The 17019-nt window shown below is 61.1% G+C and carries 16 protein-coding genes; all 16 read left to right on the forward strand.

Translation table 11 applies throughout. The features are described 5' to 3' along the window. Position 1: 1 nt before the first annotated feature. The 16 genes from PA6_RS18685 to PA6_RS18760 all read left to right on the forward strand — a co-directional run bounded on the left by PA6_RS18685 (position 2) and on the right by PA6_RS18760 (position 17018). Positions 2-874 carry a ParB/RepB/Spo0J family partition protein gene (locus PA6_RS18685; RefSeq protein ID WP_021702531.1) on the forward strand — a complete coding sequence of 291 codons (873 nt, stop codon included), beginning with the start codon at positions 2-4 and terminating at the stop codon, positions 872-874. A 157-nt stretch (positions 875-1031) separates the two neighbouring features. Beyond that, a complete protein-coding gene (locus tag PA6_RS18690) occupies positions 1032-1439 on the forward strand; it encodes a F0F1 ATP synthase subunit I (protein ID WP_021702532.1) in 408 nt (135 codons plus the stop codon). Positions 1440-1455: 16 nt separating this feature from the next. Beyond that, entirely contained in the window at positions 1456-2325 is an 870-nt protein-coding gene (gene atpB / locus PA6_RS18695) for a F0F1 ATP synthase subunit A (protein ID WP_021702533.1), read from the forward strand. 82 nt (positions 2326-2407) lie between these two features. Next, positions 2408-2665 carry a F0F1 ATP synthase subunit C gene (atpE, locus tag PA6_RS18700; protein ID WP_003097235.1) on the forward strand — a complete coding sequence of 86 codons (258 nt, stop codon included), beginning with the start codon at positions 2408-2410 and terminating at the stop codon, positions 2663-2665. 55 nt (positions 2666-2720) lie between these two features. Then, the gene (locus PA6_RS18705; protein ID WP_021702534.1) at positions 2721-3191 is read left to right on the forward strand and encodes a F0F1 ATP synthase subunit B; all 471 of its coding nucleotides are present in this window, start codon (positions 2721-2723) and stop codon (positions 3189-3191) included. Between the two features lie 12 nt (positions 3192-3203). After that, positions 3204-3740 carry a F0F1 ATP synthase subunit delta gene (locus tag PA6_RS18710; protein ID WP_021702535.1) on the forward strand — a complete coding sequence of 179 codons (537 nt, stop codon included), beginning with the start codon at positions 3204-3206 and terminating at the stop codon, positions 3738-3740. 21 nt (positions 3741-3761) lie between these two features. Continuing rightward, the gene (gene atpA / locus PA6_RS18715) at positions 3762-5306 is read left to right on the forward strand and encodes a F0F1 ATP synthase subunit alpha (RefSeq protein WP_021702536.1); all 1545 of its coding nucleotides are present in this window, start codon (positions 3762-3764) and stop codon (positions 5304-5306) included. A gap of 50 nt (positions 5307-5356) precedes the next feature. Next, positions 5357-6217: a F0F1 ATP synthase subunit gamma gene (atpG, locus tag PA6_RS18720; protein ID WP_021702537.1), complete on the forward strand. Its 861-nt coding sequence runs from the start codon at positions 5357-5359 to the stop codon at positions 6215-6217. Positions 6218-6247: 30 nt separating this feature from the next. Continuing rightward, entirely contained in the window at positions 6248-7624 is a 1377-nt protein-coding gene (gene atpD, locus PA6_RS18725) for a F0F1 ATP synthase subunit beta (RefSeq protein ID WP_021702538.1), read from the forward strand. Positions 7625-7665: 41 nt separating this feature from the next. Beyond that, positions 7666-8085, forward strand: coding sequence for a F0F1 ATP synthase subunit epsilon (locus PA6_RS18730; protein ID WP_021702539.1), 420 nt, complete (start codon positions 7666-7668; stop codon positions 8083-8085). Between the two features lie 188 nt (positions 8086-8273). Continuing rightward, entirely contained in the window at positions 8274-9638 is a 1365-nt protein-coding gene (gene glmU / locus PA6_RS18735) for a bifunctional UDP-N-acetylglucosamine diphosphorylase/glucosamine-1-phosphate N-acetyltransferase GlmU (protein ID WP_021702540.1), read from the forward strand. A 115-nt stretch (positions 9639-9753) separates the two neighbouring features. Continuing rightward, a complete protein-coding gene (locus PA6_RS18740) occupies positions 9754-10521 on the forward strand; it encodes a DeoR/GlpR family DNA-binding transcription regulator (RefSeq protein ID WP_021702541.1) in 768 nt (255 codons plus the stop codon). 11 nt (positions 10522-10532) lie between these two features. Continuing rightward, the gene (gene glmS / locus PA6_RS18745) at positions 10533-12368 is read left to right on the forward strand and encodes a glutamine--fructose-6-phosphate transaminase (isomerizing) (RefSeq protein WP_021702542.1); all 1836 of its coding nucleotides are present in this window, start codon (positions 10533-10535) and stop codon (positions 12366-12368) included. Between the two features lie 145 nt (positions 12369-12513). Beyond that, positions 12514-13341 (forward strand): heteromeric transposase endonuclease subunit TnsA, encoded by an 828-nt coding sequence (locus tag PA6_RS18750; protein WP_021702543.1) that lies wholly within the window; start codon positions 12514-12516, stop codon positions 13339-13341. 13 nt (positions 13342-13354) lie between these two features. Then, positions 13355-15415 (forward strand): Mu transposase C-terminal domain-containing protein, encoded by a 2061-nt coding sequence (locus PA6_RS18755; RefSeq protein ID WP_052520197.1) that lies wholly within the window; start codon positions 13355-13357, stop codon positions 15413-15415. Further along, positions 15408-17018: an ATP-binding protein gene (locus PA6_RS18760; protein ID WP_021702545.1), complete on the forward strand. Its 1611-nt coding sequence runs from the start codon at positions 15408-15410 to the stop codon at positions 17016-17018. Before PA6_RS18755 ends, PA6_RS18760 begins: the two co-directional genes overlap by 8 nt. Position 17019: the final 1 nt, after the last annotated feature.

Consider the following 17019-nt stretch of genomic DNA (forward strand, 5'->3'; position numbering starts at 1 on the left):
CATGGCCATCAAGAAACGCGGACTTGGCCGCGGACTGGACGCCCTGCTCGGCGGCAGCACCGCCGCTACCCTGGAAGAAGAAGCGGTCAAGGTCGACAGCCGCGAGCTGCAGCACCTGCCGCTGGACCTGATCCAGCGCGGCAAGTACCAGCCGCGCCGCGACATGGACCCCTCTGCCCTGGAAGAGCTGGCCAACTCGATCAAGGTCCAGGGCGTGATGCAGCCGATCGTGGTGCGCCCCATCGGCGGTGGTCGCTTCGAGATCATCGCCGGTGAACGCCGCTGGCGTGCCAGCCAGCAGGCCGGCCTGGACAAGATCCCGGCCATGGTTCGTGAAGTGCCGGACGAAGCCGCCATCGCCATGGCGCTGATCGAGAACATCCAGCGCGAAGACCTCAACCCGATCGAGGAAGCCGTGGCCCTGCAGCGCCTGCAGCAGGAGTTCGAGCTGACCCAGCAGCAGGTCGCCGATGCGGTCGGCAAGTCGCGGGTGACCATCACCAACCTGCTGCGCCTGATCGCCCTGCCGGAAGAGATCAAGACCCTGCTCGCCCATGGCGATCTGGAGATGGGCCATGCCCGTGCCCTGCTCGGTCTGCCGCTGGAACAGCAGGTGGAAGGCGCGCGACATGTTGTCGCACGCGGCCTCACCGTGCGCCAAACCGAAGCACTGGTGCGCCAGTGGCTGAACAGCAAGGACAAGCCCGCCGAGAAGGCCAAGGCCGACCCGGACATCAACCGCCTGGAACAGCGCCTGGCCGAGAAGCTAGGGGCTCCGGTGCAGATCAAGCATGGTGCCAAGGGCAAGGGGCAACTGGTGATCCGCTACAGTTCGCTGGACGAACTGCAGGGTGTACTGGCCCACATTCGCTGAAACAATTGCTCATCGTTGCCCGTGTAGCGGGCGGTCGGAATTCACTACCGGCCAGTTGAACAGGGGGGGAACCCCCCCTATACTCTGCGCGCATTTTGTCGGCACAAAGTATGCCAAGTTGTTGATTTAACGTGCCGACCCAGAGGAACAGCAAGAGATGGATGCCCGCACGCCGAACCGCCTGCCCTTCCATCGTTTACCGGTGTTTCCGGTACTGCTGGCCCAACTGGCCGTGATTCTGCTGGCCGCTGCCGCCCTGTTCGGCTGGCGCGGTGCAGTGAGTGGCTACTCGGGACTCTGCGGGGGGCTTATTGCCTGGCTCCCCAATCTGTATTTCGCCCACAAGGCGTTCCGTTTCAGCGGGGCGCGGGCGGCCCAGAGCATCGTCCGGTCTTTCTATGCCGGCGAAGCGGGCAAGCTGATTCTGACGGCAGTGCTGTTTGCACTGGCGTTTGTAGTGGTGAAACCCCTGGAGGCGCCGGCGCTGTTCGGCATCTTCGTGCTGGCGCTCAGCGTCGGCTGGTTCGCCCCGCTGCTGATGAGAACAAGACTTTCGAGACCTTAGAGCGTTTGAGGCAAACATGGCAGAACAAACCGCTTCGGGCTACATCCAGCACCACCTGCAGAACCTGACCTTCGGGCAACTGCCGAATGGTGACTGGGGCTTCGCCCACACCGCGCAAGAAGCAAAGGAAATGGGCTTCTGGGCCTTCCACGTCGATACTCTCGGCTGGTCCGTTTTCCTTGGCCTGATCTTCATCCTGCTGTTCCGCATGGCCGCCAAGCGCGCCACCAGCGGCCAGCCAGGTGCCCTGCAGAACTTCGTTGAAGTCATGGTCGAGTTCGTTGACGGCAGCGTCAAGGACACCTTCCACGGCCGCAACGCCCTGATCGCTCCGCTGGCCCTGACCATCTTCGTCTGGATCTTCCTGATGAACCTGATGGACCTGGTGCCGGTCGACTTCCTGCCGGTCCTGGCCGCCAAGATCACCGGCAACGAGCATCTGTTCTTCCGCGTGGTGCCGACCACTGACCCGAACGCCACCCTGGGCCTGGCCCTGTCGGTGTTCGCCCTGATCGTGTTCTACAGCATCAAGGTCAAGGGCATCGGCGGCTTCCTCGGCGAGCTGACCCTGCACCCGTTCAGCAGCAGCAACATCGTTGTGCAGATCCTGCTGATCCCGGTCAACTTCCTGCTCGAGTTCGTCACCCTGATCGCCAAGCCGATTTCCCTGGCTCTGCGTCTGTTCGGCAACATGTATGCCGGCGAACTGATCTTCATCCTGATCGCCGTGATGTTCGGCAGCGGCCTGTTCCTGCTGAGCACTCTGGGCGTGGCGCTGAACTGGGCGTGGGCCGTGTTCCACATCCTGATCATCACCCTGCAGGCCTTCATCTTCATGATGTTGACCATCGTCTATCTGTCGATGGCGCACGAAGACAACCACTAAGAGGCGCTCGCCTCTTGGGGTAAACGAAAACCGCTTTATCGCTTCAACCTAAACCAATACGACGTAAAAGTCGGGAGGAAAAATGGAAACTGTAGTTGGTCTCACCGCGATTGCTGTTGCCCTGCTGATCGGTCTGGGCGCTCTGGGTACTGCCATTGGCTTCGGTCTGCTGGGCGGCAAGTTCCTGGAAGGCGCTGCTCGTCAGCCGGAAATGGTTCCGATGCTGCAGGTGAAAATGTTCATCGTCGCCGGTCTGCTGGACGCCGTGACCATGATCGGCGTTGGTATCGCTCTGTTCTTCACCTTCGCGAACCCCTTCGTTGGTCAGATCGCCGGCTAATCACTCGCTTGCGAGTTGATTGGTTTGACGAAACAACGAACAGCGAGGTACTGGCGTGAACATTAATGCAACCCTGATTGGCCAGGCCGTTGCGTTCTTCATTTTCGTGCTGTTCTGCATGAAGTTCGTATGGCCTCCGGTCATCACGGCTCTGCGCGAACGCCAAAAGAAGATCGCCGATGGTCTGGACGCCGCCAACCGTGCGGCTCGCGATCTGGAACTGGCCCACGAGAAAGTGGCTCAGCAACTGCGCGAAGCCAAAACCCAGGCTGCTGAAATCATCGAGCAGGCCAAGAAGCGCGCGACCCAGATCGTCGACGAAGCCCGTGATCAGGCTCGTGTCGAAGCTGACCGTGTGAAGGCTCAGGCTCAGGCCGAGATCGAACAGGAACTGAACAGCGTCAAAGACGCCCTGCGTGCCCAAGTGGGTGCCCTGGCTGTTGGCGGTGCCGAGAAGATCCTGGGTGCATCCATCGATCAAAACGCGCATGCGGAGCTGGTTAACAAACTGGCTGCCGAAATCTAAGCGAGGGCGATCATGGCAGAACTGACCACGCTGGCCCGACCTTACGCCAAGGCAGCTTTCGAGCACGCTCAGGCCCACCAGCAACTGGCCTCCTGGTCAGCCATGCTCGGCCTGGCTGCGGCGGTGTCGCAAGACGACACCATGCAGCGCGTGCTCAAGGCCCCGCGTCTGACGAGCGCAGAGAAGGCCACCACTTTCAACGAAGTGTGTGGTGACAAGTTCGACGCCCAGGCACGCAACTTCATTTCCGTGGTAGCCGAAAACGGTCGTCTCGATCTGTTGCCGGAAATCGCCGCCCAGTTCGAGCTGTACAAGGCCGAGCAGGAAAAGTCGGTGGACGTGGAAGTGACCAGTGCCTTCGCATTGAGCACAGAACAGCAAGACAAACTCGCCAAGGTTCTCAACGCACGGCTCAGCCGAGAAGTGCGTCTGCATGTGACGGAAGACGCCGCCCTCATCGGTGGTGTGGTTATCCGCGCAGGCGACCTGGTTATCGATGGCTCGGTTCGCGGCAAAATCGCGAAACTGGCCGAAGCGTTGAAATCTTGAGTTTGAAGGGGCAGCAGAGCAATGCAGCAACTCAATCCTTCCGAAATTAGTGAAATCATCAAGGGACGTATCGAGAAACTCGACGTCTCTTCCCAAGCCCGCAACGAAGGTACCGTGGTATCCGTTTCCGACGGTATCGTGCGTATCTACGGTCTGGCCGACGTCATGTACGGCGAAATGATCGAGTTCCCGGGTGGTGTCTACGGTATGGCGCTGAACCTGGAGCAAGACTCCGTTGGTGCCGTTGTGCTGGGTGCATACACCAGCCTCGCCGAAGGCATGAGCGCCAAGTGCACCGGCCGCATCCTGGAAGTCCCGGTTGGTCCGGAACTGCTGGGTCGCGTAGTCGACGCACTGGGCAACCCGATCGACGGCAAAGGCCCGATCAATGCTCAGGCCACCGACGCCGTTGAAAAAGTTGCACCGGGCGTGATCTGGCGTAAGTCGGTCGACCAGCCGGTACAGACCGGTTACAAGTCGGTTGACGCCATGATCCCGGTAGGCCGTGGTCAGCGCGAGCTGATCATCGGTGACCGTCAGATCGGTAAGACCGCTCTGGCCGTCGACGCCATCATCAACCAGAAGAACAGCGGTATCCGCTGCGTCTACGTTGCCATCGGTCAGAAGCAATCGACCATCGCCAACGTAGTGCGCAAGCTGGAAGAAGCTGGCGCCCTGGCCAACACCATCGTGGTAGCCGCTAGCGCTTCCGAGTCGGCTGCTCTGCAGTTCCTGGCTCCGTACGCCGGTTGCACCATGGGCGAATACTTCCGCGACCGCGGTGAAGACGCCCTGATCGTGTACGACGACCTGTCCAAACAGGCTGTTGCCTACCGCCAGATCTCCCTGCTGCTGCGCCGTCCGCCGGGCCGCGAAGCTTATCCGGGCGACGTGTTCTATCTCCACAGCCGTCTGCTGGAGCGCGCTTCCCGCGTTTCCGAAGAGTACGTCGAGAAGTTCACCAATGGCGCCGTGACTGGCAAGACCGGTTCCCTGACCGCTCTGCCGATCATCGAAACCCAGGCTGGTGACGTTTCCGCGTTCGTTCCTACCAACGTGATCTCCATCACCGACGGTCAGATCTTCCTGGAATCGGCCATGTTCAACTCGGGTATCCGTCCGGCCGTCAACGCCGGTATCTCGGTTTCCCGCGTGGGTGGTGCCGCTCAGACCAAGATCATCAAGAAGCTGTCCGGTGGTATCCGTACCGCTCTGGCTCAGTACCGTGAACTGGCGGCTTTCGCCCAGTTCGCTTCTGACCTGGACGAGGCTACCCGCAAGCAGCTGGATCACGGTCAGCGCGTTACCGAGCTGATGAAGCAGAAGCAGTACGCGCCGATGTCCATCGCCGACATGTCGGTGAGCCTGTATGCCGCCGAGCGTGGTTTCCTGGCCGACGTCGAAGTCGCCAAGATCATCAGCTTCGAGCAGGCCCTGATCGCCTTCTTCAACCGTGAGAACGCCGCACTGATGGCGAAGATCAACGAGAAGGGCGACTTCAATGACGACATCGATGGCCAGCTGAAAGCCGGTATCGAGAAGTTCAAGGCCACCCAAACCTGGTAAGCCGCAGTGGGGGCCGCGAGGTCCCCGCTTGCTAACCTGATAGGTGTTACATGGCAGGCGCAAAAGAGATTCGCAGCAAGATTGCGAGCATCAAAAGCACGCAGAAGATCACCAGCGCCATGGAGAAGGTGGCGACCAGCAAGATGCGCAGGGCTCAACAGCGCATGGCTGCCAGTCGTCCCTACGCGGAGCGTATCCGCCAGGTGATTGGTCATCTGGCCAACGCCAACCCGGAATATCGTCACCCGTTCATGATCGAGCGTGAAGTCAAGCGCGTCGGTTACGTGGTGGTGAGTTCGGACCGTGGTCTGTGCGGTGGTCTGAATACCAACCTGTTCAAGGCTCTGGTCAAGGACATGACGAGCAATCGCGAGCAAGGCGTGGAGATCGATCTCTGCGTGATTGGCAGCAAGGGTGCGGCGTTCTTCCGCAACTTTGGTGGCAATGTCGTTGCTGCGATCAGTCACCTGGGCGAAGAACCCTCGATCAACGATCTGATCGGTTCCGTCAAGGTCATGCTCGATGCTTACCTGGAAGGTCGCATCGATCGTCTGTCCGTGGTCTCGAACAAGTTCGTCAATACCATGACGCAAAAGCCGACAGTGGAGCAGCTCGTTCCCCTGGTGGCGACTCCGGATGAAGGTCTCAAGCACCACTGGGACTACCTGTACGAACCCGACGCCAAACAGCTGCTCGACGGTCTGATGGTGCGTTATGTGGAGTCGCAGGTGTACCAGGCGGTGGTCGAGAACGCTGCTGCTGAACAGGCGGCACGGATGATCGCAATGAAGAACGCCACCGACAACGCTGGCGATCTGATCAAAGACCTGCAGCTGATTTACAACAAGGCGCGTCAGGCAGCGATCACCCAGGAAATTTCGGAAATCGTCGGCGGCGCTGCCGCGGTTTAAGAACGGTTCAAATATTCAGAGGAACCAAAGATGAGTAGCGGACGTATCGTTCAAATCATCGGCGCCGTTATCGACGTGGAATTCCCGCGTGATCAAGTGCCGAGTGTTTATGAAGCGCTGAAAGTAGTTGGCGCCGAAACCACCCTGGAAGTTCAGCAGCAGCTGGGCGACGGTGTGGTGCGTTCCATCGCCATGGGCTCGACCGAAGGTCTGAAGCGTGGCCTGGACGTCACCCGTACTGGCAAGGCCATCTCCGTACCGGTCGGTAAAGCGACCCTGGGCCGGATCATGGACGTGCTGGGCAATCCGATTGACGAAGCTGGCCCGATCGGCGAAGAAGAGCAGTGGGAAATCCACCGCGCTGCGCCGTCGTACGCCGAGCAAGCGGGCGGCAACGACCTGCTGGAAACCGGTATCAAGGTAATCGACCTGGTCTGCCCGTTCGCCAAGGGCGGTAAGGTCGGTCTGTTCGGTGGCGCCGGCGTCGGCAAGACCGTGAACATGATGGAACTGATCCGTAACATCGCCATGGAACACAGCGGTTATTCCGTGTTCGCTGGTGTGGGTGAGCGTACTCGTGAGGGTAACGACTTCTACCACGAGATGAAGGACTCCAACGTTCTCGACAAAGTGGCCCTGGTCTACGGCCAGATGAACGAGCCGCCAGGCAACCGTTTGCGCGTGGCACTGACCGGCCTGACCATGGCCGAGAAGTTCCGTGACGAAGGTCGTGACGTTCTGCTGTTCGTCGACAACATCTACCGTTACACCCTCGCCGGTACCGAAGTATCCGCACTGCTGGGCCGTATGCCTTCCGCAGTAGGTTACCAGCCGACTCTGGCCGAAGAGATGGGCGTTCTGCAGGAGCGTATTACCTCCACCAAGAACGGCTCGATCACCTCGGTACAGGCCGTATACGTACCCGCGGACGACCTGACCGACCCGAGCCCGGCAACCACCTTCGCCCACTTGGACGCCACCGTCGTACTGTCGCGTGACATCGCCTCCCTGGGTATCTACCCGGCTGTGGATCCGCTGGACTCCACCTCCCGTCAGCTCGATCCGCTGGTGGTTGGTCAGGAGCACTACGAGACCGCGCGTGGCGTGCAGTACGTACTGCAGCGCTACAAGGAACTGAAGGACATCATCGCGATCCTCGGTATGGACGAGCTGTCCGAAGCGGACAAGCAACTGGTAGCCCGTGCTCGTAAGATCCAGCGCTTCCTGTCCCAGCCGTTCTTCGTGGCTGAAGTCTTCACCGGCTCCCCGGGCAAGTACGTTTCCCTGAAGGACACCATCGCTGGTTTCAGCGGCATCCTGAAAGGTGACTACGATCACCTGCCGGAGCAGGCGTTCTACATGGTTGGCAGCATCGACGAAGCCATCGAGAAAGCCAAGAAACTGTAATCCCCTGTGCGCCCGGCAACGGGCGCTCGTGAGGCAAGCGTATGGCCATTACTGTCCATTGCGACATCGTCAGTGCCGAAGCGGAGATCTTCTCCGGTCTGGTCGAGATGGTGATCGCGCACGGCAACCTGGGCGATCTCGGTATCGCTCCGGGCCACGCCCCGCTGATCACCGACCTGAAGCCGGGCCCCATCCGCCTGGTCAAGCAGGGTGGCGAGCATGAGGTGTTCTACATCTCGGGTGGTTTCCTCGAAGTGCAGCCGAACATGGTGAAGGTCCTGGCCGACACCGTGACTCGTGCCGGCGACATCGACGAAGCTGCTGCTCAGGAGGCCCTCAAGGCCGCCGAGAAAGCGCTCAACGAGAAAGGCTCGGAATTCAACTATGGTTCCGCCGCCGCTCACCTGGCCGAAGTGGCAGCTCAGCTGCGCACCGTCCAGCAGATGCGCAAGAAGTACTGAGGCTCGTCCTCCGGCTTCCAGCGTCAGCGAGTAAAAGGGTAGCCTTGGCTACCCTTTTTCTTTTTCTGCCGGAATATATCCCCCTCTCCCCCCGGGAGAAGGGCTAGGGCGAGGGAGTGAGCTCCCTTGTCTATCGGCGGCCTTCCATGGGCTCGCATCCGGGCAATACAGTTACAGGATCTGCCTCTATGTCCCTCGATATCGTCATTCTCGCCGCCGGCCAGGGCACCCGCATGCGTTCGGCTCTGCCCAAGGTCCTGCACCCGGTGGCCGGCAAGCCCATGCTCGGCCACGTCATCGACACCGCCCGCGCGCTTGCGCCGCGCAAGATCCACGTGGTGATCGGCCACGGTGCCGAACGGGTGCGCGAGCGCCTGGCGGCCGACGATGTTCACTTCGTGCTGCAGGCAGAGCAGCTGGGCACCGGCCATGCCGTGGCGCAGGCCGTGCCGGGCATCGATGCCGAGCGAGTCCTGGTGCTCTACGGCGATGTGCCATTGATCCAGGCCGATACCCTGCGCCGTCTGCTGGAGCGCTCCAGCGTGGACCAGGCGGCGCTGCTCAGCGTGGTGATGCAGGACCCCACCGGCTACGGCCGCATCCTGCGCGATGATGCCGGGCGCGTGCTGGGCATCGTCGAGCAGAAGGACGCCACGCCGGAACAGCGGGCGATCAAGGAGGGCAACACCGGCATCTTCGCCCTGCCAGGCAAGCGCCTGGGCGATTGGCTGAGCCGGTTGTCCAACAACAACGCCCAGGGCGAGTACTACCTGACCGACGTGGTGGCGCTGGCGGTGGCGGACGGTATTCCGGTGGTCACCGAACACCCGCAGGACGAACTGGAAGTGCTCGGTGCCAACGACCGTTTGCAGCTGGCGCAACTCGAGCGCTACTACCAGCAGCGCGCTGCCCGCGGCCTGATGGCCCAAGGCGTGACCCTGCTGGACCCGGCACGCTTCGACCTGCGGGGTGAGGCAACGGTGGGCCGCGATGTGCTGATCGACGTCAACGTGATCCTCGAAGGCAAGGTGGTCATCGAGGACGACGTGCAGATCGGCCCGAACTGCGTAATCAAGGACTCGGTGCTGCGCCGCGGCGCCATCGTCAAAGCCAACAGCCACCTGGAAGGTGCCGAACTGGGCGAGGGCGCCGATTGCGGTCCGTTTGCCCGTCTGCGTCCGGGCGCCAGGCTGGGCGCCAAGGCCCATGTCGGCAACTTCGTCGAGCTGAAGAACGCCGTGCTGGGCGACGGTGCCAAGGCCGGGCACCTGAGCTACCTGGGCGACGCCGAGATCGGCGCGCGCACCAACATCGGCGCCGGCACCATCACTTGCAACTACGACGGCGCCAACAAGCACCGCACCGTGATGGGCGAAGACGTGTTCATCGGTTCCAATAGCTCCATCGTCGCCCCCGTGACCCTGGGCAATGGCGCCACCACCGGTGCCGGCTCTACCGTGACCCAGGATGTACCGGCGGCCGCCCTGGCCGTTGGGCGTGCCAAGCAGCGCAATATCGAAGGCTGGAAGCGCCCGCAGAAGGCGCCGAAGTAGCAGGCCTGCCATTGTGCTGAAAGGCGGCTCAGGCCGCCTTTCGTCAATCTGGCGCTTGACCTGACGCTTTCGTTAGGTTTTGATTCGCGCACTTATCTTTCGAATCGAAACTTAAATGTCGAAACGCAACACGCCCCAGCGCCGCCACGCAATCCTGGCCTTGCTCAACGAGCAGGGCGAGGTAGTCGTAGATGCCTTGGCGCAGCATTTCGCCACTTCCGAAGTTACGATCCGAAAGGACCTGGCCGAACTGGAGAAGAACGGTCTGCTGCTGCGTCGTTACGGCGGTGCGGTGCCCATGCCGCAGGAGCTGATCGGCGAGCCGGCCCAGCCCATTTCCCGCCACAAGCAGGCCATTGCCCGCGCGGCGGTCGGCCTGATCCGCGAGCACGCGCGCATCATCATCGACAGTGGTAGTACCACCGCGGCGATGATCCCGCAGCTTGGCCGCCAGCCGGGCCTGGTGGTGATGACCAACTCGCTGAACGTGGCCAACGCCTTGCGCGATATCGAGCACGAACCGGTGCTGCTGATGACCGGCGGCACCTGGGACCCGCACTCGGAGTCCTTCCAGGGCCAGGTCGCCGAACAGGTGCTGCGCTCCTATGATTTCGACCAGCTGTTCATCGGTGCCGATGGCATTGACCTGGAGCGCGGCACTACCACCTTCAACGAGCTGCTGGGTCTGTCGCGGGTCATGGCCGAAGTGGCCCGCGAGGTCATCGTCATGGTCGAGAGCGACAAGGTCGGCCGGCGTATTCCCAATCTGGAGCTGCCCTGGAGCAGCGTCCATACCCTGATCACCGACGACCGCCTGGATAGCCAGGTGGCCGAACAGATACGCGCGCGCGGGGTCCAGCTGATCCTCGCCGCCGCTTCCTGAGGAGAACCCCTATGTGTGGCATCGTTGGCGCCGTCGCCGAACGCAACATCACCCCGATCCTGGTCGAAGGCCTCAAGCGCCTGGAGTACCGCGGCTATGACAGCGCCGGCGTAGCGGTCTTCACCCAGGCCGGTACGCTGCAGCGTCGTCGCCGCGTCGGCAAGGTCGCCGAGCTGGAACAGGCCCTAGCCGCTGAGCCGCTGACCGGCAACCTGGGCATCGCCCACACCCGCTGGGCCACCCACGGCGCGCCGAGCGAGCGCAACGCCCACCCGCATTTCTCCGGGGAAGAATTGGCCGTGGTGCACAACGGCATCATTGAGAACCACGAGGAGCTGCGCGAGCGCCTCAAAGGCCTTGGCTATGTCTTCACCTCCGACACCGACACCGAGACCATCGTCCACCTGCTGCAGCACAAGCTGCAGCAGCTCGGCGACCTCACTGCTGCGCTCAAGGCCGCGATTCCCGAGCTGCATGGCGCCTACGGCCTGGCGGTGATCAGCGCCAAGCAGCCGGACCGCATCCTCGCCGCGCGCAGCGGCAGCCCCCTGGTGATCGGCCTGGGCCTGGGCGAGAACTTCCTCGCCTCCGACCAGCTCGCATTGAGACAAGTGACGGACCGCTTTATGTACCTGGAGGAGGGCGATATCGCCGAGATCCGTCGCGACAGCGTGCAGATCTGGGACGTTGCTGGCCAACCGGTACAGCGTGAGTCGGTGCAGTACCACGAGGGCGCCGAGGCCGCCGACAAGGGCGAGTACCGCCACTTCATGCTCAAGGAAATCCACGAGCAGCCCAAGGTCGTGCAGCGCACCCTGGAAGGCCGCCTGGGCGGCGATCACGTGCTGGTCCAGGCCTTCGGCCCGCAAGCCGCCGAACTGTTCGCCAAGGTGCGCAACGTGCAGATCGTCGCCTGCGGTACCAGCTACCACGCCGGCATGGTCGCTCGTTACTGGCTGGAGGCGCTGACCGGCATTCCCTGCCAGATCGAAGTGGCCAGCGAATTCCGCTACCGCCAGGTGGCCGTGCAGCCGGACAGCCTGTTCATCACCATCTCCCAGTCCGGCGAGACTGCCGACACCCTGGCCGCCCTGCGCAATGCCAAACAAGCCGGGTATCTGGCCAGCCTGACCATCTGCAATGTCGGCACCAGCTCCCTGGTGCGCGAGTCCGACCTGTGCCTGCTGACCCAGGCTGGTCCGGAAATCGGCGTCGCCTCGACCAAGGCCTTCACCACCCAGCTGGTCTCCCTGCTGCTGCTGACCCTGGCCCTCGGCCAGGTGCGCGGCACCCTGCAGGCCGGTGTCGCTGCCGAGCTGGTGGAAGAGCTGCGTCGCCTGCCGACTCGCCTGGGCGAGGCGCTGGCCATGGACAAGACCGTGGAGAAGGTCGCCGAGCTGTTCGCCGAGAAGCACCACACCCTGTTCCTCGGCCGCGGTGCCCAATACCCGGTGGCCATGGAAGGTGCGCTCAAGCTCAAGGAAATCTCCTACATCCACGCCGAGGCCTACCCGGCCGGCGAACTCAAGCACGGCCCGCTGGCCCTGGTCGACGCCGACATGCCGGTGGTCACCGTGGCACCGAACAACGAGCTGCTGGAGAAGCTCAAGTCCAACCTGCAGGAAGTCCGCGCCCGTGGCGGCCAGCTGATCGTCTTCGCCGACGGCGCCGCCGGCCTGGGCAATGGCGAAGGCACGCACGTCATCAATATGCCGCACATCCACGACGTGTTGGCGCCGATCCTCTACACCGTGCCGCTGCAGCTGCTGTCTTACTACGTGGCCGTGCTCAAGGGCACCGACGTGGACCAGCCGCGTAACCTGGCCAAGTCGGTGACGGTGGAATAAGCCGAAAGCGAAACGAGAAAGCGGGTGTGGGATGCAAATAAAGTTTCATCCGTTTTAATAAAGTATCATCCTTGCAAATAAAGTTTCATCCTGAGCCTGTATCTGCTATGTTGAGGTCATCGACACAGGGGGTGCAGGCTTTCTCATGTCTGGAACATTCAAGGGGCTGACCCAGGCCCAGATCGATAGAAGGCTCAAGGACGGGCGTGGCCAAGGCCAGGGATCAGACTACAAGCCGTTCATCTACACTAGGGACGTGTCCTCGCTGGGGCGCTCCCACCGCCTGCCTGGCAGCAAGACCCGGCGTTTACACCATCTTCTATCCGATCTTGAACTGGCCATCTTCCTGACCTTGGATCGGTCTCCCCATGTCACCGATATCCGTGAACAGTTTCCGATGCGGGTCGAAGATACGGTGCGCATCGCCGAGGAGCTTGGCTTGCCCCACGGGCGTTACAAGGGCACCCCGCAGGTACTGACCAGCGACTTTCTGGTGGATTTCGAAGATCCTCAGCGCCCGAGCATCGCGATTCAGGCCAAGTACAGTACCGACCTGCAGAAGCCTGAAGTTACCGAGAGGCTTGAGCTTGAAAGGCGCTACTGGCAGGAAAAAGGTATTCCCTGGGCCATCGTCACGGAGCGCGAGGTATCCAAGGTGGCATTTGCCAATATCCAATGGCTCTATCCTGCCCATGCTGAAGACGACATCGCTCAGGACGATCTCGCCCATTACCAGCAGCTGTTTCTGCTCGAGTTTCAGCGTCACCCAGACCGGAAGGTGACCGCTATTGCCCAAGGACTGGATACCTCCGGCCAGCTGGAGGCCGGTCAGGCGCTCTATTGGCTACGCCAGTTGTTGGCCCGGCACTGTTTCTTGTTCGATCTTGACACTCCTTACCGGGAGCTGAAGCCGAAAGACCTGGTTGCCAACGCTCATCAAATGCATCAGGAGCTGAGCAGTGTTTCCCGTTAATCAGGTGTTCCGGATAGGGGAACTGCGAAAGCGCCTGCTGTGGTCCGGCACCGAGCAGGCCATCTGGATCGATATCGATTCGGACACGGCGTTGCCCGAACCGATATCGGTTGCAGAGCTGGAGCGTCTGCTCATGGAGCGGGAGCTGGAGAGCATTGCCGATCCCTTCGAGGAGACAGTCCTACGGGAGGTTGAGGAAGGTTCTCTTGATCAGCAGAAGCGTGATGAAGCTTGGGCAATGCTGGCGGATTTTGTGCACGATCCCCAGCTTTTCGTGCGGCGCCCCAGAGGGCTCATTGTCAGAGGCATCATGGAGCGCCATGGTGTCACTAATCAGACGGTGTATAGGTTACTGAGGCGCTACTGGCAGCGAGGCATGTGCAGGAACGCCCTTTTGCCGGACTATGTCAACTCGGGCGCCCGTGGCAAGCGCAGAAAGCCGAGCCAGGCCAAGCTGGGCAGGCCCAGAGTGGTGATGGAGGGGAAAGGGAGCAATGTCACGCCGGACATCGAGCGCATTTTTCGCCGGGTCATCGAGGAACGCTTGCTCAAGGAAAAACATCCGTCCATTCCGGATGCCTACTCCTCCGGGCTGAACCTGCTCCGTGCTGTTCTGCCGGAGCTGCCGACCTCCGAACTGCCTACATTGGGGCAGTTCCGTTACTTCTATGGGCGCGAATATCACTTCACCGACACCTTGCCATGCAGGGTGTCCGCAGTGGATTTTGCCAAGGACTTTCGACCGCTCAGCAGTACATCGACGACCGAGGCACTGGGGCCCGGATACCGCTACCAGATCGATGCCACCATCGCCGATATCTATCTGGTTTCAGAACATGATCGCAGCCTTATCGTCGGCAGGCCTGTCGTTTACATGGTAATCGACGTGTTCAGCCGCATGGTCGTTGGTATGTACGTCGGATTCGAGGGGCCTTCCTGGGTCAGTGCCATGGTGGCATTGGCCAACACGGTCGCCGACAAGGTTGAGTATTGCCGCCAGTATGGCGTGGAGATCGATGCCAGCGACTGGCCGGTCAAAGGCTTGCCGGATGTGGTGCTGGCCGATAAGGGCGAACTGAATGGCACCAAGGTGGAAGCATTTTCCCAAGCCTTCGGCGTTCGCATCGAGAATGCACCTGCCAGGCGAGGAGATGCCAAGGGGATCGTCGAGCGTTATTTCCGGACGGTGCAGGAGCGTTTCAAGCCCTATGCCAGCGGTGTGGTCGAGGACACCACCAGCCGGAAGCGGGGTGGCCACGACTACAGACTTGATGCCAGTCTGACCTTGCCCGAGTTCACCCAGATCATCATTGCCGGCATCCTCTACCACAACAACTTTCATACCTTGAGCAAATACGACAGGACCTCTGGTATGCCGGGCGATCTGCCAGCCATCCCGGTCATGCTGTGGAACTGGGGCTTGGCTAACCTGACCGGCCGGTTACGTACTGCGCCCGAGGAGCTGGTGCGGATCAATCTTTTGCCCCATGAGTCGGCCACGGTTTCGGAGCTGGGAATCAGGCTGTTCGGCTGCTTCTACACCTGCCAGGAAGCAATCAGGGAGGGTTGGTTTCACCGAGGCCAGGGGCGCCGGCCAACAGGGGTAACGGTCGCATACGATCCACGTAGCGCCGACCACATCTATCTGCGGCCGTCCAATAGTCTCAAGGACTACTGGGTTTGCGATCTTGCCGACCGCAGTCGACGCTTCAGGGGGATGACCTTCTGGGATGTCTGGCTGCTGTCCAGAGAGGAACGGCGTAGCGATACCAACGCGGCGGCGGAAGCTTTGGTAGAGAGAGGCAATCTTCTGAAGCAGATCGAGTCCATCGTTGCTCAGGCAGAGGATGCCAGTCCGGTCAATACGGGTATGACCACGAAGGATCTGGGAACCCAGATCCGCGAGAACAAGCAGCAGGAAAAGCGCCAGGAACGCCAGAAAACAGCATTCAAACCGGAGAAAGTACAGCAGGAAAAGCCAGCCGAGGTGATCCCACTGCGGGGCGAGAAGCAGGAAGATTATGCCTTTCCAGATCTCAGTGACCTGATATTCAAGGAGGAAGAGGATGACTGAAGAATTCCAGCGCGGAGTCATTCCCCTGGCGCGTTACCAGGAGCAGCAGCTTCCCGAGTATCAGGACAATCCGCTCATCAGCGCATTACCTCCGATTCCTGATCTGCAGGAGGTGGTCGGTCTATTGCAGCAGCTTCCCGGTTTCGAGCCGCAGGAGGCGCTTCTGGATGGTCGGCTCAGGGCACATGCGATTGCCCGCCTGTTGCACGGCTTCTTCCAGCCGCTGAGCCATCATTTGGAGCTGGAGAGCAAGATCAGCCTGATGATCCGTCAAGGGTACATCGGTCGGAATCCGGCCAGCGGTGCCTGGTATGCGCACCTGCAGAATGGCTATCGCCGTGTCGAGGAGGAGGATCTGGATGCGGCGGTGTACCAGAGTGTCTCCTCTACGGCCAACAGCCTGTCGCTGTTCGGCTGCTCCGGTTGCGGCAAGACGCGCACGCTGGAGCGAATTCTGGGCATGTACCCCCAAGCTCTCTATCACCCTGATTACAACATCACCCAATTGGTCTACCTGAAGATCGACTGCCCAATTGACGGTGACTTGGATGAGCTGTGCCTGAGCTTCTTCAACGAAGTAGACAAGATCCTGGGTACCCACTACAGCCGTAGCCACGGGCGCAAGAAGCTGGGTACCAAACGTCTGCTGGCATCCATGTGCCAGGTGGCCAATCTGCACGCGCTCGGAGCGCTGATCATCGACGAGGTTCAGAACCTCAACGAGGCACGCTCCGGTGGTGCCGAGAAAATGCACAATTTCTTCGTATCGCTGGTGAACACCATCGGTGTTCCGATCATTCAGGTCGGCACCCACCGGGCTAGCAAGTTCTTCCAGCGCACGTTCCGGGCTGCTCGGCGGGTCTCCGGGTTGGGCAGCATCCGCTGGGATAGGTTGCCTCGGGACGAGCATTGGAAGCGCCTGTTGAAGCGGCTCTGGAAGTACCAGTGGCTGCGAAATGCAGCACCGCTGGATGACGAGCTAGAATCGACCATGTACGACCTCACCCAAGGGGTCATGGACATCATCATCAAGCTGTTCGCGCTGGCGCAGATCCGGGCGATAGTGACAGGCGTCGAGTGCATCAAGCCGCTGTTGCTGCGCAAGGTTTTCGAGGACGAGTTCAAACCGGTCCATCCGATGCTGGCGGCCTTGCGGAGCGGTAGGCCCGAACTGATCGCCAAATATGACGACCTGCTGATGCCAGAGATCGAGGGACGGTTGCTGACCCTGACGCGCGCTCTGGATAACGTCCCCCAACCGAAACCGCCGGCCCCTCCGGCTGATGACAAGGCAAAGCGGCTGGCCGCCCTGCTCGAAGGTATGGAAATCCCGAGGGACATCGCCATTCCCATGGCCGATGAATTGTTGGCGGAGAATCCGGACATCCCGCTGGCGGCCCTGATTCACAAGGCCACGGCCTACCTCGCGCAGGACGCTCCCAAGAGGCCCGGCATTTCCAGAGTTAAGAGGACGGATTGGGGGTGCCTATCCGAGGAGGATCTGCGCCGACATTATGCCGATGGGCCTGAAAGCGAGGCCTATGACAGATTCAAGCAGGCTGGCTTGATCCTCGATCTGCGGCCTCTGCTGAGAGCGAGCTGAC

The sequence above is a fragment of the Aquipseudomonas alcaligenes NBRC 14159 genome (genome assembly GCF_000467105.1).
Classification (GTDB): Bacteria; Pseudomonadota; Gammaproteobacteria; order Pseudomonadales; family Pseudomonadaceae; genus Aquipseudomonas; species Aquipseudomonas alcaligenes.

Bases quoted from the DNA above. Each gene is read 5' to 3' on its own strand.
- PA6_RS18685 (WP_021702531.1), top strand. From the start codon at position 2: ATGGCCATCAAGAAACGCGGACTTGGCCGCGGACTGGACGCCCTGCTC.
- PA6_RS18690 (WP_021702532.1), top strand. From the start codon at position 1,032: ATGGATGCCCGCACGCCGAACCGCCTGCCCTTCCATCGTTTACCGGTG.
- atpB (WP_021702533.1), top strand. From the start codon at position 1,456: ATGGCAGAACAAACCGCTTCGGGCTACATCCAGCACCACCTGCAGAAC.
- atpE (WP_003097235.1), top strand. From the start codon at position 2,408: ATGGAAACTGTAGTTGGTCTCACCGCGATTGCTGTTGCCCTGCTGATC.
- PA6_RS18710 (WP_021702535.1), top strand. From the start codon at position 3,204: ATGGCAGAACTGACCACGCTGGCCCGACCTTACGCCAAGGCAGCTTTC.
- atpA (WP_021702536.1), top strand. From the start codon at position 3,762: ATGCAGCAACTCAATCCTTCCGAAATTAGTGAAATCATCAAGGGACGT.
- atpG (WP_021702537.1), top strand. From the start codon at position 5,357: ATGGCAGGCGCAAAAGAGATTCGCAGCAAGATTGCGAGCATCAAAAGC.
- atpD (WP_021702538.1), top strand. From the start codon at position 6,248: ATGAGTAGCGGACGTATCGTTCAAATCATCGGCGCCGTTATCGACGTG.
- PA6_RS18730 (WP_021702539.1), top strand. From the start codon at position 7,666: ATGGCCATTACTGTCCATTGCGACATCGTCAGTGCCGAAGCGGAGATC.
- glmU (WP_021702540.1), top strand. From the start codon at position 8,274: ATGTCCCTCGATATCGTCATTCTCGCCGCCGGCCAGGGCACCCGCATG.
- PA6_RS18740 (WP_021702541.1), top strand. From the start codon at position 9,754: ATGTCGAAACGCAACACGCCCCAGCGCCGCCACGCAATCCTGGCCTTG.
- glmS (WP_021702542.1), top strand. From the start codon at position 10,533: ATGTGTGGCATCGTTGGCGCCGTCGCCGAACGCAACATCACCCCGATC.
- PA6_RS18750 (WP_021702543.1), top strand. From the start codon at position 12,514: ATGTCTGGAACATTCAAGGGGCTGACCCAGGCCCAGATCGATAGAAGG.
- PA6_RS18760 (WP_021702545.1), top strand. From the start codon at position 15,408: ATGACTGAAGAATTCCAGCGCGGAGTCATTCCCCTGGCGCGTTACCAG.